At 62.6% G+C, this 14460-nt stretch carries 13 protein-coding genes and 2 pseudogenes; 3 read left to right on the top strand and 12 right to left on the bottom strand.

Annotated features, from left to right (window positions below; all coding sequences use genetic code 11):
- Positions 1 to 88 precede the first annotated feature (88 nt).
- Positions 89 to 736 (top strand): annotated as a pseudogene (locus ACYG9R_RS10615) (magnesium chelatase domain-containing protein); the annotation flags it as partial.
- Between the two features lie 33 nt (positions 737 to 769).
- Here ACYG9R_RS10615 and ACYG9R_RS10620 read toward each other — a convergent pair.
- The 8 genes from ACYG9R_RS10620 to ACYG9R_RS10655 form a co-directional block, all read right to left on the bottom strand.
- Entirely contained in the window at positions 770 to 955 is a 186-nt protein-coding gene (locus tag ACYG9R_RS10620; RefSeq protein ID WP_023824022.1) for a hypothetical protein, read from the bottom strand.
- Between the two features lie 213 nt (positions 956 to 1168).
- Entirely contained in the window at positions 1169 to 1573 is a 405-nt protein-coding gene (locus ACYG9R_RS10625; RefSeq protein ID WP_023824023.1) for a hypothetical protein, read from the bottom strand.
- A gap of 50 nt (positions 1574 to 1623) precedes the next feature.
- Entirely contained in the window at positions 1624 to 2067 is a 444-nt protein-coding gene (locus tag ACYG9R_RS10630; RefSeq protein ID WP_023824024.1) for a hypothetical protein, read from the bottom strand.
- Between the two features lie 91 nt (positions 2068 to 2158).
- Positions 2159 to 2551: a hypothetical protein gene (locus ACYG9R_RS10635; RefSeq protein ID WP_023824025.1), complete on the bottom strand. Its 393-nt coding sequence runs from the start codon at positions 2549 to 2551 to the stop codon at positions 2159 to 2161.
- Positions 2548 to 3327 carry a hypothetical protein gene (locus ACYG9R_RS10640; RefSeq protein ID WP_023824026.1) on the bottom strand — a complete coding sequence of 260 codons (780 nt, stop codon included), beginning with the start codon at positions 3325 to 3327 and terminating at the stop codon, positions 2548 to 2550. Before ACYG9R_RS10640 ends, ACYG9R_RS10635 begins: the two co-directional genes overlap by 4 nt.
- Positions 3328 to 3490: 163 nt before the next feature.
- Positions 3491 to 4252: a ParB N-terminal domain-containing protein gene (locus ACYG9R_RS10645; protein WP_023824027.1), complete on the bottom strand. Its 762-nt coding sequence runs from the start codon at positions 4250 to 4252 to the stop codon at positions 3491 to 3493.
- A 35-nt stretch (positions 4253 to 4287) separates the two neighbouring features.
- Complete coding sequence (locus tag ACYG9R_RS10650; RefSeq protein WP_023824028.1) at positions 4288 to 4488, bottom strand: hypothetical protein; 201 nt, start codon at positions 4486 to 4488, stop codon at positions 4288 to 4290.
- A gap of 373 nt (positions 4489 to 4861) precedes the next feature.
- Positions 4862 to 5521, bottom strand: coding sequence for a recombinase family protein (locus tag ACYG9R_RS10655; RefSeq protein ID WP_023824029.1), 660 nt, complete (start codon positions 5519 to 5521; stop codon positions 4862 to 4864).
- 307 nt (positions 5522 to 5828) lie between these two features.
- Between ACYG9R_RS10655 and ACYG9R_RS10660 the strand changes: the two genes are divergently transcribed.
- Positions 5829 to 6482, top strand: a complete 654-nt coding sequence (locus ACYG9R_RS10660; RefSeq protein ID WP_023824030.1) for a hypothetical protein — start codon at positions 5829 to 5831, stop codon at positions 6480 to 6482.
- Positions 6483 to 6504: 22 nt separating this feature from the next.
- Here the strand turns inward: ACYG9R_RS10660 and ACYG9R_RS10665 are convergent, their stop codons facing one another.
- Both ACYG9R_RS10665 and ACYG9R_RS10670 read right to left on the bottom strand, forming a co-directional pair.
- Positions 6505 to 7245 carry a DUF4145 domain-containing protein gene (locus ACYG9R_RS10665; RefSeq protein ID WP_023824031.1) on the bottom strand — a complete coding sequence of 247 codons (741 nt, stop codon included), beginning with the start codon at positions 7243 to 7245 and terminating at the stop codon, positions 6505 to 6507.
- Positions 7246 to 7314: 69 nt separating this feature from the next.
- Complete coding sequence (locus ACYG9R_RS10670) at positions 7315 to 8874, bottom strand: recombinase family protein (RefSeq protein WP_023824032.1); 1560 nt, start codon at positions 8872 to 8874, stop codon at positions 7315 to 7317.
- A gap of 34 nt (positions 8875 to 8908) precedes the next feature.
- Here ACYG9R_RS10670 and ACYG9R_RS10675 point away from each other — a divergent pair.
- Positions 8909 to 9811, top strand: a pseudogene (locus ACYG9R_RS10675) (YifB family Mg chelatase-like AAA ATPase); the annotation flags it as partial.
- A 205-nt stretch (positions 9812 to 10016) separates the two neighbouring features.
- Here the strand turns inward: ACYG9R_RS10675 and ACYG9R_RS10680 are convergent.
- Both ACYG9R_RS10680 and ACYG9R_RS10685 read right to left on the bottom strand, forming a co-directional pair.
- Positions 10017 to 12188, bottom strand: coding sequence for a malate synthase G (locus tag ACYG9R_RS10680; RefSeq protein WP_023824033.1), 2172 nt, complete (start codon positions 12186 to 12188; stop codon positions 10017 to 10019).
- Between the two features lie 133 nt (positions 12189 to 12321).
- Positions 12322 to 14343, bottom strand: a complete 2022-nt coding sequence (locus tag ACYG9R_RS10685) for a hydantoinase/oxoprolinase N-terminal domain-containing protein (protein WP_023824034.1) — start codon at positions 14341 to 14343, stop codon at positions 12322 to 12324.
- Positions 14344 to 14460: the final 117 nt, after the last annotated feature.

Consider the following 14460-nt stretch of genomic DNA (forward strand, 5'->3'; position numbering starts at 1 on the left):
CCTGAAATCTATGGTTGTCTTGTCCCTGACTTCGCTCGCGGTCTGAACCACGAGGCCGAGGCGAGCTGATATCCGGGGGCAGAGCAAGATGGTGGCGCGGGTTCGCACGGTTGCTTTCCAGGGCATCGAGGCCGTACCGGTCGATGTCCAGGTGATGATCGCGCCGGGCAAGGTCGGCATGCAGATTGTCGGCCTGGCCGACAAGGCGGTGGCCGAAAGCCGCGAGCGGGTGCAGGCGGCGCTGCACGCTTCGGGCCTGTCGATGCCGTCGAAGAAGGTGACGGTCAAGCTGGCGCCTGCCGACCTGCCCAAGGAAGGGAGCCATTACGACCTGCCGATCGCGCTCGGCCTGATGGCGGCACTCGGCGCCATTCCGGGCGATATGCTGGCGTCTTATGTCGTGCTGGGTGAATTGTCGCTCGACGGCACCATTGCCGCGGTGGCCGGCGCGCTGCCGGCGGCGATCGGCGCCAATGCCGAGGGAAAAGGCCTGATCTGCCCGTTCGGCTGCGGGCCGGAAGCGGCCTGGGCGGGCAAGGATTTCGACATATTGGCGCCGCGCAGCCTGATTGCCATCGCCAATCATTTTCGCGGCACGCAGGTGCTGTCGCGGCCCGAGCCCGGCATCCATGTCTCGGCCCGCGACCTGCCCGACCTTTCCGACATCAAGGGCCAGGAAAGCGCCAAGCGGGCGCTGGAAGTGGCGGCGGCCGGCGGCCACAATCTGTTCATGCTGTGTACAAAAGACCCTCGCCTCATCAAGGCCTTCTCAAGCCGCACTTAGGCCCCGTCTCACGTCCTCGACATACCACTGGACAGCCAGCCACGGATCATTTTTCAAGTCCGCCGCTGTAGCCTTGGCTTGGTCTTCACCCTGCGCGTTTCTGACATCCCGCAGGAAGTCGCCCTGCCATGCTGCTACCGCTGCCCCTAGATTGGTGAAGTCAACTTCCATGCTGGTCTGCTCCTAATTTGTGCCACCCCAACACGGCGCAGCCCGACAGACATAGGGGCGGCCCGTCAGACGGGTCAATTCAAATAAATTCAATGCGTTAGCGGAACTGTTCCCTTAGCGGAGACGTCGCCCCAGTGGAGCGATTTCTGTCCCAAAGGACCCGCCCCGACACACCTCTTGGGGCGGCACATCGGGGGCAGGGAAGGTCATCGTTCATTCGTCTCCTTGGTTGTTGAGTGCAGTTCTGATCCGCTGGGCATGCTCCGCGATGGCCTTCCAATCGCCCCTGACGACCAGCGAGCGGATAGCCGGAAGGTCCGCCTCGTCACAGCAGTCGAGGTAGTCGCTGAGGGTGAGCCCGACAGGTGCCAAGCATTCGCTCGTCATGCGGTTCTCAAATGCCTTCACGGTCGCGTCGAGGGTCTGCTGATCAACCCCGACGACGTTTGCGTCGAGCGTCCCGTCAAGGGTGAACTTGGCCACGATCAGTTCCGCCGTGTCGCGGTCCACTGTCTCGTTGAACGTCGTGATCGCCTGATCTGCAATCGCCTCGATCTCGGCAGGGTCGGCGGTGTCGAGGTCTAACGCCTCGTCGGCCTCGCCAGCCTTGTCATCCACGGTAGGCAACGGAGCGGCATCGACCGCCCCGTCACTCTCGGCCCCCGTGGTTACCTGAAACCCCGTGGTGCCGCGTAGCCACGGGCAGCCAACCCGTCAACCACGGCCCTGTTGAACTCTGCCTGCGTGATCTGCCCGACCTCGGCCATGTCCTTGGCCTGCTGGTAAGAGACCTCGATACCGCCGAGAACCTTGACCGTTGTCTTCTCGATCTCAGCCATGGGCGGCACAACCCCGACGTCCTGAGACCGGATTGCGCCTTGGGTCTTCACGCCCATGCGCTGGGCGGCGATTTGCTGGTTGAACTTGGACATCGACAGTTCGACAGCGCGGTCAATTTCTTCCTGCTTGGCCCGCCCTGTCGCCTCGGCAGCAACCGCGTGCTGCTTGGCCTTGTCAGCTTCTGCTTGTGCTTCCTGAGCCCGGAACATGGCCTGAGCCACGAGGGTGTTGTCGGTCTGGTACTTGTTCGGGTTGTCGTCATACTGGGTCATGTTATTCGTTCCTTCTGGTCGTCGTTGGTCGCCCCGGCGCGTCATTGCTCCAAGGTGCGGTAGGTTTGGTGGTGGGGTGGTGGTGGTGGCGCTATGCCCGACGGGTGAACCCGTAGGTGTCCTGTGCCGTAGAGCCCTCAGGATGCGCGTTAGGTGTGGCTGTGGTTGACGGTCGGGAAACGCCGTCGCTGCCTCCGGCGACCCCTCCGCGCGGCGCTGTGTGGCTGGGTCTCATCGACACCTCGGCTATGCGTCGGGCACGGGCCACAGCCTCCAGTTCGGGATAGCCATAGACCTCGAAACATCGCTCGGCAGCCGTGCAGAAATCGTCGGTCCAAATGATGCCGATCCCCGCGAGCCTTCGGTCGAGCTTGGTGGTCGTTTCCCAGTCGTCGGCCTTGATCCACTCGACCAAGGCAAGGGCCGCTTCTCGTGTCGGATAGGTCGCCACCCAGTCCCGCCGCCTGATGTCATCGAACGTCATGCCCGGTCGCCCTTGGCGGTCATCCGGCCCATTCGGTAGAGATACGCAATCGGTGACCCCTCGGGGTTCTCGATCTCGTCCACCGCGAACGGGTCGAGGGTGCCCATGGCAACCAGCCGGTCAATCGTCTGATGGTATTGCTTGACGTCGGTCGGGCTCATTGTCCGCCACTCATCCTTGCTCGGCTGGACCACGATGCCTTGCGCTATCATTCGTCTCGATTTCCTTCGCTCCTGTGCTGCTTTCAGTGACTTCGTTCGGCGCATCTTGGCGCGCTGTGAAAGGGCCTCGTCGGGTATCACCCGCTGGCCCGGTAGTCGGTCGAGCGTCAACCGCTCCCGACCTCCACGCTCGGCTCTGTCGTCATGGCCGTGCTTGTGCCGCTTGCCCCGCCTGTCCTCGTCCTGGCGGACCTTGGCCTCGGCAATCTTGCCTGCAACCATCTGGTCCCAATCGGCCTTGGTGAAGCTCTCGGACGTGGTGGAGGTCATGACCAAGAACAGCACTTCCCTGTTGGTCAGCCCTGCGGGGTCGTCATGCGCCTGCATGATCTGGAACGCGGTCGCGCAATAGACGCAACTGCCGATCTCACTCACCAGCCCCTGCCAACCTCGCACATGGTCATGCTCAATGGTCGAGATGCCGTCGGGATGCTGGTCGAGGTATTGCGCCATGAACGCCGTAACGGTCTCATGGGTGACGTATCGGTCTACGTGGTCGTTCGGGTCCCATCCGGGCAACCGCAGCGTGACCAACGCTTTCTCATCTGGGTTCATTGTCTCCTTTCGATGCCGGTCGTAGGCCTAAGTTCGTCTTAGCCCATTCTGGGTGCAGGATGGTGCAGAACTTCACTCATCCGACCTCAACGATTTCAATTACTTAGACGCTATTTTGGGGCATGTTTCCGGCCCAATACATGAAATTTCTGGGAGCAGCTTCTCAGGCAAACGGATCGGGCACTCTAGCTGTCACCTTATCCGCCCCTTCGCGAACTATTTCCGCCGCCATCCGACGATAAGTGTCGAATGTCAGGGTCTTGTGAAGGTTGTCGATAAACTCGACCGCCTTCTGAATGTCCCGCAGCACCTGTTCATTCTTCATGGTGTCCTCATCAAGCTGTAGCTCTTCTCCATCTTCATTGTCGAACGGCTTCATGCCCTCATTCTCTTGCTCAAATAACGCTCGGCACGTCTTCGGGCTCACCTCTTTAAGCCACTTCCAGAATGTCCTGTCAGCGCACCCTCCGATCTCCCTGCGGATCACTTCGGATGACTTGAATGGCTGCCTTTTGTGTCGCCCGCCACGCGCGCCTGCCTCCCGGTGAAGCCCTGCCTTGATGTAGCGTTTCAGCAGGGCTTTCTTCTCGCTCGGCTTCAGCGGGATACCGTGGTGAAGGTTCGCCTTGCCGGCCTCGACAAGCCGCGCCTCATGGTCCCGCTCAGGCACCACGCGGGCCTCGATATGGGTCCTTCCAGCTCGCTTGGCCGCTGCCACGCGGTGGAACCCGTCGACCAGCCAGAAGGTGACCCCGCCGCCTTCCCTGACGATTTCCTCAACGTCCACAGGCGGGAACCCTCGAGCAACGTGATCGTCCTGCCCTGTGAACGTCTCGATCACGCCGGCATACTCCCTGACCTTGGCCGGAGATGTCTTGGTCCTGATCTGGGTCCGCTCTCCGTCGAGGAGGTCGTCAACCACCATGTCGGCAATCGGGATCGTTCTGACGTCCCCAGCGCTCACTTGACCCACACGTCATTGGGCTCCTCGGTCTCGCCCATGAGCCACGCTCTATTGGCCCATGCCATGGTCTCGCCGGTGCCTGGGTAGGTGTCGCTGATCGCGTCTCGTATTGGGTCCCTTGAGCCAGCCCCGACATGGCCTTGAACGGCCTTCTTGATGGTCCTCAGGTAGGGCAGATTGCCTTGGTCTTCGCTCATGTTTCGTCGCTTCCTTTCTGCGTTAAATGGTCTTCGGTTGAACCTGTCCCCCTTGAAACACACGGATAGGCAGACACGCGTCTGAACATTCCGCGATGCCTGCGAAGCCTCCGCGCCTCATCAAGACCGACCACCCCGAACGCGGAGCGCGAACGCTTTGCGGCGACACCTTCAGACGCGCTCGGAAGGAGCAACGAGGGTGCCTGTCGGGTCTGCTACAGGATGGTCGGTCTGGGTGAAGAGCGTTGCGTAGGTGCTAGTCGGTGGGTTATTCGAAATCGCCACGGCAGAGCGCGCGTATTTGCGTTCCGTAGCTAGTGGAAGGGGTATGGCCCGAAGGGAGCAAATCGCCTTCGTAGTCCTCGTGGAGGCCTTATTCGGCTGCCTGCCTCGCAAGGATGCGGCTGACAGTCTTCATGTCCATACGGACCGCAGCGCCAATCTTATTGAAGCTCGCTCCGTCGTTGCGCATCGCGACCATCTTGGCGAGGGTGGCCTGCTCTGCCCCGTTCGGCACCAGCCGTTTGTCCTTGCCCTCTCCCACGACATCAAACCCGAAAGGCTTCTTGCCGCCGTTATAGAGGCCCCGAGAGGCCATGCTCCGCTTAACGTCCCTGATGCGTTCCCTTATGCGGTCTCGCTCGTTCTCGGCCACGGCTGACAGGATCGTGAACACCAGCTTGGAGATGCCGTTCCCACACACGTCGCCACCAAGGTCCAGCATGTGCAACTCGACCTTGGAACCCTTCAGCTCCTCCAGCGTCACAAGCGCATCGGTCGCGTTGCGAAACATGCGGTCGAGCTTTGGGGTAATGATGATGTCGGCAGACGCTGTCCCGGCCAACATCCGCTGACCCTCTGGGCGGTCGGCCAACGGGATGGACCCAGACACGCCGGCTTCAACGAAAGTCTCCGTAATGGTCCAGCCCTTCATCATCGCGTAGCCTTCGATGGCTCGCTTTTGGGTCTCAAGGCTCTCGCCTGAGTTGGCCTGCTCAAAGGTCGAAACGCGGCAGTACCCATAGACATTCATGGCTCATCCTTATGGCTGTGCAGTAGCAATGCCATAAACTACCCAATGCCATAGACGAAATCAAGGGGTTGGTGAGGCCGGATGCGTCGGGGCTGTTGCCCTGTGGTAGTGGAAGGCTCAGTCGTCCGCGCCGCTGGTCTGGGCTCTTCGATAGAACCTGACCGGGTACGGGGGGTCGGCGCGCGTGCCTGTTATCCGATCACCCTCGGACATTTTTTTCTGGAAGATTTGGCGATGATGCCGGAACCCGTCGCGCCTCGGCAAGTCCAATGGTATGCCTTGGGTTGCCCAGCAAGGGAGTTCGTCGATGAACCTTCCACAAATCTATCTGCAGCCCACAGCCACAATCGTCTCTGCCTTTCTGGGCTTCTTCTTTGGTGCCTTGTTCAACCACTATCTTTCAAACCGAAGAAAGCAGCGCGAAACAGACGAGGGTGTGGTGGCGTTGATCCAGACTGTGATAGCAGACCTGGGTTCTATTTCGCTGCAAGTCGCGATTGTCCGAGACATTCTCGCAGTTAGGGCAGGCGTCAAGAAAAGCGTCACTCTAGGGGAAGAAAGCGCGTTTGACTTTACGCTGCTGACCCTCAAGAACATGGATTTCTCTCATTCAAAGTACTTCATCCAGCGAATGCCTATGATCGGCTGGGAAACGTTGTCCGCCGTGTTGAGCCAGTATCGGGATGCGCAAGCGATGACGGCCATGGCCCTACAAGCGGTGGAGGGGCAAGTCGAATTAAAGACGTTCCTCGACAGCTTCGACGGATTTAACCAAGACGCTCACATGATCGAGAACAACCTGTTCCTACTTCAGGTAAAATTCCTCAATCGCTCCGACTACAGAGCCCACAAGAGGCAGTACTATAAGGACTTTCACTCTGCCTTAGCTGACGGCAGGACCCCCGACATCAGTAAGGAGCGGCTCGACAAGGCGTTCAATCGCAGGTGGCCGTTTGGATGACTTCGACGCCTGCTCGGCCTCCTCATTTGCCCTTGGTGGCTTTCTCAGCAGCCTTCCTCCGCCGCTCTTCAATGGCGGCGAATTTCTCGGGGCCAATGTTCAAGACCAGTTCCTGCAACTCTTTCCTTTCTGTGATCGCCCAACTCACAATCAAGCTGGCCAGACGAAACAGGGTCGACACGGTCTTTGCGTCATCGGAACCGTAGAGCCTTCCGCCATGCAGTGCCTCATTTCCCGTGAGCCTGACAACGTCCATTGCCACCGTGACCGGCGTCGGAATGCCCTGCCGCTCAAGTTCCACTATGGCATCCTCGAATGTGTCCTTGCCGGCGACCGTCTTACAGAGCCCTTCGATACACATTCGGAGCAGGGCAGCCGCCGCCCTCGGGCTTGCGCTGGCGATTGCCGCCGCTTCTTCAAAGTCCTTTCGTACCTCTGCTGGCAAATCCTCAGGAACCTGATGGGCAATCGCCTGAGACGGATAGACCAATTGGCCCTCGAACCACAGACACTTGGCACTGCATGCGTCACAGGTCGAAAGGCCAAGATCGGTGATCATTGCGTCCATCGCCACATAGCCGTTGATGGTCTTCTTCGCGTTCTTTTTGAACACGCCCGTCCAGATTTGCGCAGCAACAACGCTGCACCGTGGACACTTGAACTTCTTCCCGTTGAACTCGGGCTTGTAGTCGGCCAGAACGCCGGGATTGCGAAGCCCGCTGACTACAGCTTCTTGGGGCGGCGACGATGGAAGATTGGCCATTACTTTACCTCAACTACAAGCAGCACTGTGCGCTAAGGAGAGGTCCCGTGCAATCATCGGAAGGCGTTCTCAACCATCCTCCCTCGGCCACGCGTACATGACCCCGGTCGTCTCCCCCGGAGCATGCTTCCAGTGGAACACAAGGTGCCCGCTCGGCCAGTCCACCTCGACCTTGCTGAAGAGTTGCCTCAGGGTCGCGTTAATAAGCGCCACGTTTCGCGGCTCCTCGGCCTCAGTCGCATCTACAAACTGCGCCGCAGTCACCTGAACGCGGTTCGTCAGGGTGTCCGCTATGCGCCGCTCAAGGCCTGCAATGGTGCGGCGAATGTCCTCCCGCGCTGCTTCGTTCTGCCTGAGGCGGTCGAGCAATGCCGGCGAGTGCCCCGTCTGGCCAATGGCCGCGACTACGTTCTCAATCTCGTCACTCACCGCCATGTCCAGATTGTTCGCCCCCTCCAGCTCCATTTGCAAAGCTCCCTCCGTGGCTGGTAGCGATGCGTTCAGCCATCCGGCCTTGTCGATGATCGCTGCCTCAACGTCCTCAATGCGGACCTGTCGGTATTCGCAACCGGCTCCAGCCTTGGCCGTGGTGCAAACCAAGTAAGGCCTCCCACCCTTCTTGCCGCCCTTGTTGACACGGGTCATCGTCGCCCCACACTTCGGGCACTTAGCTAGACCCGCAAGGATGTTCGCCATGGCGCTGCTGCCCTCCCTGACGCTCCTCCCGCTGGATAGGGCGTTGACCCTCTCGAACACCTCATGGTCGACCACGGCAGGGAAATACCCTTCCACGGTCTCGGTTGGAATGCGCCGCTTCTTACCTCCCACGGTCTCGACGCGGTGGGGTGTGAATGCTCCGATGGTCGAGGCGTCGGCCAGCATCTTCTTGATGTAGCTCCGGTGCCAATGACTGCCACGGCCAAACATCGGGACACCTTCCCTGTTGAACGCCTCGGCAATCGCGTGCTGCCCCCTGCCTGCCAACGTCATGTCAAAGACCCGGCGCACGACCTCGGCCCGCTCTGGTACGAGGTCAAAACCCGTCTCGTCCTCCCTGAGGCGGAGCCATCCGGGGCATAGCGCAGACAACGGCTTGGTGGCCGCATTGCGCCGTTTGTTGGCCCATGCCTCCCCGACGCGCCGGCCCTTCTTGGCGCTCTCCTCGTTCGCCCTGGCTGCCACCAGAAGGGCGACCATGAGCGCCGTAGGGTCATCGTCCAGAACGGCCTCGGTGTAGACGCGCCCATCATCGAGCGTGACCACCGTGATCCCGGCCTCGCAAATCCGCTCCAGCACCTTGACGGCCTTGCGTGGCTTCTGCCGGCTCAGACGGTCGAGACTTTCAACGAGGAGGTAGCTCCCCGCCTTGATGTCCTGATACTCGACGGCAGCGAGGAACTCGCCCAGACGCCCTGTCTCTTCGTTCGCGCCCTTGAAGGCAGACACGCCAAGGTCTCGAAACGTCAGCTTGTCGTCGAGGTCGAGCCCGTGAAGCGCGGCGTATCGTGCTGCCCCTTCCGTCTGTCGCCTCAAGCTGTCGCCACGCTCTTGCTCCGGCGTCGAGAAACGGACGTAGGAGTAGGCTTTGGGTCGGTTGGTGAGCGGGGCGCGGGGCGCGTGTTTCGTCATGGGCTGGGCCTTACAAGAGTGAGGGTCCTCTGTCCATAACATGTTGATGGTCGGGCCTCCCGGCTCGGGAAAATCGATGCTGGCGCAGAGGCTGCCTTCAATTCTGCCGCCACTGGCACCGAAGGAACTTCTTGAAGTCTCGATGATCGCCTCGGTGGCCGGCGAGCTCGGCGAAGGCAAGCTCACCGACCGGCGGCCGTTCCGCGCCCCGCACCATTCGGCCTCGATGGCGGCAATGGTCGGCGGCGGCATCAGGGCGCGGCCGGGCGAAGTATCGCTTGCCCATAACGGCGTGCTGTTCCTCGACGAGTTTCCCGAATTCACGCCGCAGACCTTGGATGCGCTGCGCCAACCGCTGGAGACCGGCGACTGCATGATCGCGCGCGCCAACCACCGCGTCACCTATCCAGCGCGCATCCAGCTGGTGGCGGCGATGAACCCGTGCCGTTGCGGCATGGCCGGCGAGCCCGGCTATCGCTGCCTGCGCGGCGAACGCTGCCGCACCGATTACCAGGCGCGCATTTCCGGCCCGTTGCTCGACCGCATCGACCTCAGGATCGAGGTACCGGCGGTCTCGGCCGCCGACCTGATCCGGCCCGACCGAGCGGAGAAAAGTGCAGCCGTCGCCCAGCGCGTGGCGCGCGCCCGCACCATCCAGCGCGAACGCTTCGAGCGGCTCGGCGTCACCAGCGCGACCACCAACGCGCATTGTTCGCCATCCGTTATCGAGGACATCGCGATGCCGGATGCCGCCGGCCTGTCGCTGTTGAAGGACGCCAGCGAAAAGCTCGGCTTTTCGGCACGCGCCTATCACCGGGTGCTGAAAGTCGCGCGCACGCTGGCCGATCTCGAAGCCAGAGAAACCGTCGGCCGCATTCACCTGGCCGAGGCGATTTCCTACCGCATGATGTCGGAGCGGGTGGCGCAGGCGGCGTAACGCTCCTCCTTGAGGGGAAGGTGGCCCCGAAGCGGCAGGGTGGGGGTCGCCGAAGAATGGTCGATCTTTTTGGAGCCGAGCCGAGAAAGGGCCTCTGCAATGACATTGCTTGTAGTGTCGTCCGAAGGGAGTCGCCGCACTTCACGCAGGACCCCACCCGGCCCTTCGGGCCACCCTCCCCTCAAGGGGGAGGGAAACGCAGGCGCTAATTCGCCCGCTCTTTCGCCTTCAGCTCCAGCCGCCGTGTGTGCAGCACCGGTTCCGTATAGCCATTCGGCTGTTCGCGGCCTCTAAACACCAGGTCGCAGGCGGCCTGGAAGGCGATTGAAGCGTCGAAGTCGGTGGCCATCGGGCGGTAGAGCGGGTCGCCGACATTTTGGAGGTCGACGATCGCTGCCATGCGCCGCAGCGAATCCATCACCTGAATTTCGGAGCAAACCTTGTGGTGCAGCCAGTTGGCGATGTGCTGCGAGGAGATGCGCAGCGTGGCGCGGTCTTCCATCAGGCCGACATCGTTGATGTCGGGCACTTTCGAGCAGCCGACGCCCTGGTCGATCCAGCGCACGACATAGCCCAGAATGCCTTGCGCATTGTTGTCGAGCTCGCGCTGGATCTCGTCGGGGGTCCAGTTCGGCCGCACCGCCACCGGCACCGACAATATATCATCGAGCTTCGCCTTCGGCCGGCTCTTCAGCGCCGCCTGGACGGCATGGACATCGACCTTGTGATAGTGCGTGGCGTGCAACGTCGCCGCCGTCGGCGACGGCACCCAGGCGGTGTTGGCGCCGGCCTTGGGATGCGCGATCTTCTGTTCCAGCATCGCCGCCATCAGATCGGGCATCGCCCACATGCCCTTGCCGATCTGGGCATGGCCGGCCAGCCCGCATTCGAGCCCGGCGTCGACATTCCACGCCTCGTAGGCGGAGATCCAGGCGGCCTGCTTCATGTCGCCCTTGCGGATCATCGGCCCGGCTTCCATCGAGGTGTGGATCTCGTCGCCGGTGCGGTCGAGGAAGCCGGTGTTGATGAACACGACGCGTTCCTTGGCGGCGCGGATCGCCTCCTTGAGGTTGACGGTGGTGCGCCGCTCCTCGTCCATGATGCCCATCTTGATGGTGTTTGCCGCCATACCGAGCAGCGCTTCGACGCGGTCGAAAATCTCGACTGCGAAGGCGACTTCCTCCGGCCCATGCATCTTCGGCTTCACCACATACATCGAGCCCGCGCGGGAATTCATCCGACGCCCGTTGGCGCCGACATCGTGCAGCGCGATCAGCGCCGTCATCGCCGCATCCAAGATGCCTTCCGGCACCTCGTTGCCATCGCGGTCGAGGATGGCCGGATTGGTCATGAGGTGACCGACGTTTCGCACCAGCATCAGCGAGCGGCCAGGCAAGCTCAGCGCGCCACCACTGGGCGCGGTCCAGGCGCGGTCCGGATTGAGCTTGCGCGTGAAGGTTTTGCCGCCCTTGCTGATTTCCTCCGCCAGATCGCCCTTCATCAGGCCGAGCCAGTTGCGGTAGACGATGACCTTGTCCTCGGCATCCACCGCCGCGACCGAATCCTCGCAGTCCTGGATGGTGGTCAGCGCCGATTCCAGGATCACGTCGGCAATGCCGGCCGGGTCGGTGCGGCCGATCTGGTTGGTGCGGTCGATGAGGATCTCGATGTGCAGGCCGTTCTGGACCAGCAGGATGGCTTCCGGGTTGGCGCCGTCGCCGCGGTAGCCGGCAAATTGTTTCGGGTTGGCCAGTGTGGTGCCGCCGGCGCCGGCGCCGAGCCGCAAGGTGCCACCCGAAACCGTCAGCCCGTTCACGCCGGCCCATTTGCCCGAGGTGAGCGGCACGGACTCGTCCAGAAAACTCTTCGCCCAGGCAACCACCTTGGCGCCGCGCACGGGGTTGAAGCTTTTACCCTTCTCGGCGCCACCGGTCTCGGCAATGGCGTCGGTGCCGTAGAGCGCATCGTAGAGCGAGCCCCAGCGGGCATTGGCGGCGTTGATCGCATAACGCGCATTCATCACCGGCACCACCAGCTGCGGCCCGGCAACGGTGGCGATCTCGGGGTCGACATTGTCGGTCGACACGGAAAAGGCCGGCCCTTCGGGCACGAGATAGCCGATCTCACGCAAGAAGCTTTTGTAGGTCTCCATATCGATGGGCGCGCCATTGGCGCGGTGCCAGGCGTCGATCTGTTCCTGCATGGCGTCGCGTTTGGCCAACAACGCCCGGTTCTTCGGCGCGAGATCATGGACGATAGCCGAAAAGCCGTTCCAGAAGGCGTCGGCGGCAATGCCGGTACCCGGCAGCGCTTCGCCGACAAAGTCATGCAGTTCGCGGGCAATCCGCAATCCGGCGATCTCGACGCGATCGGTCATCAGGGCTTCTCCAGATGAAAGGCTTTGCGGCCTTTGGCATGTCAGGGGTGAAGGGTCAATTCAGCTTAGGGTGAAGGCGGGGAATTTGAAGCTGCTGATCTCTCCCCAAGGGGACCCCAAGGGGGGAGATTACCTAAACCGCAATCCTCGGCCGACCCGATGCAACCGCCACCACATGCGCTTCGATAAACATCCGTTGGGCCTCAACGGTAGACACCTTGAACTCGGTCGAAACGTCGATCTCGGCATTATCCGTGCCGGCATCCTTCGCCCGCTCGGCTACGATCGCCCGCACATCAGCCTCCGCTGCCGCGATCGCCTTGGCCTCGTCCGTGAAGTCGCGCACCGTTTGCCCCGACGCGACCCGGAACAAACCTTCCTTGGGCTGGCTGACGCGGGCTTCGGCCGAGACGCGGACCTGGCCGACGACGGCGCCGAGCGCGTTGGCGACGTCGGTATCCTCCGGCACCACGCACTCATTACCGACCAGCTCGGCCAAGCCGGCATAGTGCAGCGGCGCCGAGGCGCCGAGGCCAATGACCGGACGATCGAGCGCGACGCTGAGCCTTGCGATGCCGGGATGGGAATCGACGGCGCGCTGCACCAGCGCGTGCGCGACGGTGGCTGCACCATCCAGCCCATCCTCGGCAAAGGCTGTCTCCAGAATGTATTCGGCCGACCAGCGCGTGAGCGTCAGCAGCACGCGTTCGGAAATCACCTCCGGAGACGGCGCGATGTACTGGCCTCGCCCATCACGCTTGCGGGCAAACAGTTCGGCCCCGAGCCGGGCCGCAAGCGGGTCCCAGTTGGCCTGCTTGCCCAGCACATGGGCGGCATCCGAGGGGGTGAAGCCCGAGATATGCACCAGCCCGCGCGACACCAGCCGGTTTAGCGTCGCGTTCTGGGCGTTCGAGGTCAGCAGCCTATCGATGGCGAGCGGCACAGCGCCGATCTGCTCGTAGAGCTTTGCCTCGGGCGCGGTCAGGCCGGCGGCGAGCCGGTCCGGCACGCCGGTGCGCAGCGCGAAGCGGCCATCCATGCGGCCGGGGTTGGGCGCCCTGAGCTGGCGCTCGAGCTCCGATGTCACGGAAACACCATGCATCATGCCGGCCAGCGCCAGCGGCACCAGGCGGCGCGGCCCGAGCAGGATTTTCGGGTTGAGCGCGCCATCTTCCAGTGCCACCTCGGAATCGCCGCCGAGGCCGAAAGTGCGCATGGCGACCGCCTCGACCATGGTGCGGAAGCCGCCGACAGTGGCGCCTTCGGGATCGAGCCGAGGACGGCCGCCGTCGAGCACGGCGACATCGGTGGTGGTGCCGCCAATGTCGGACACCATGGCGTTGTCCAGGCCCGTCATGTGGCGGGCGCCGACCAGGCTGGCGGCCGGGCCGGACAGGATGGTCTCGATCGGCCGCTGGCGGGCAAACGCCGCCGAAACCAGCGCGCCATCGCCGCGCACCACCATCAGGGGGGCTACGATGTTGCGGGCCTCCAAAAATCCTTCGGTTGCCGCCACCAGCCGGTCGATCATCGAGATCAGCCTGGCGTTGAGCAAGGTGGTGAGCGCGCGGCGCGGGCCGCCGAGCTTGGCCGACAATTCGTGGCTGGCGGTGACCGGCAGGCCGGTCTTTTCGCGGATGAAGTCGCGCGCGGCGAGTTCATGCGCCGGGTTGCGGGTGGCGAAATAGGCGCAGACGGCAAAGCCCGACACCGAGGCGCCGAGTTCAGGGATCGCCGCTTCCAGATCCGACAGATCGAGCTTGGCCGCATTGCCGTGCACGTCATGGCCGCCCGGACAAAACACCACCGGATCGGTGCCGAGCGCGGTCTTCAGCCCGTCGCGCGCAAGGTCGGCCCCGGTAAAGCCGATCATGATGAGCGCCACACGCCCACCCTGGCCCTCGACCAGCGCATTGGTGGCGAGCGTCGTCGACATCGACACGAGTTTGATGGCGGCCGGATCAGTGGCCGATTTATCCAGCACCGCATCGACCGCGCCGGAAATGCCGACGGCAAGATCGTGCCGCGTCGTCAGCGCCTTGGCCTTGGCCAGCACCTTGCCTTTTGGCCCGCCTTGTTCCGACCACAGCACGGCATCGGTATAGGTGCCACCGGTGTCAATACCGAGGAACAGGGGTTTTGGCTTGGCGGTCATTTCTGGCGGTCCGGAATTCTGCTCCCCGCCCTTAGCCGATACGGCCCGGCGGATAAAGGCGGGAGAGGTGGGCCAGTTTGACCTCGTCGCCGCTCATGCCCGTCAAACTTTGTAACG

Source organism: Mesorhizobium sp. RSR565B, assembly GCF_054719465.1.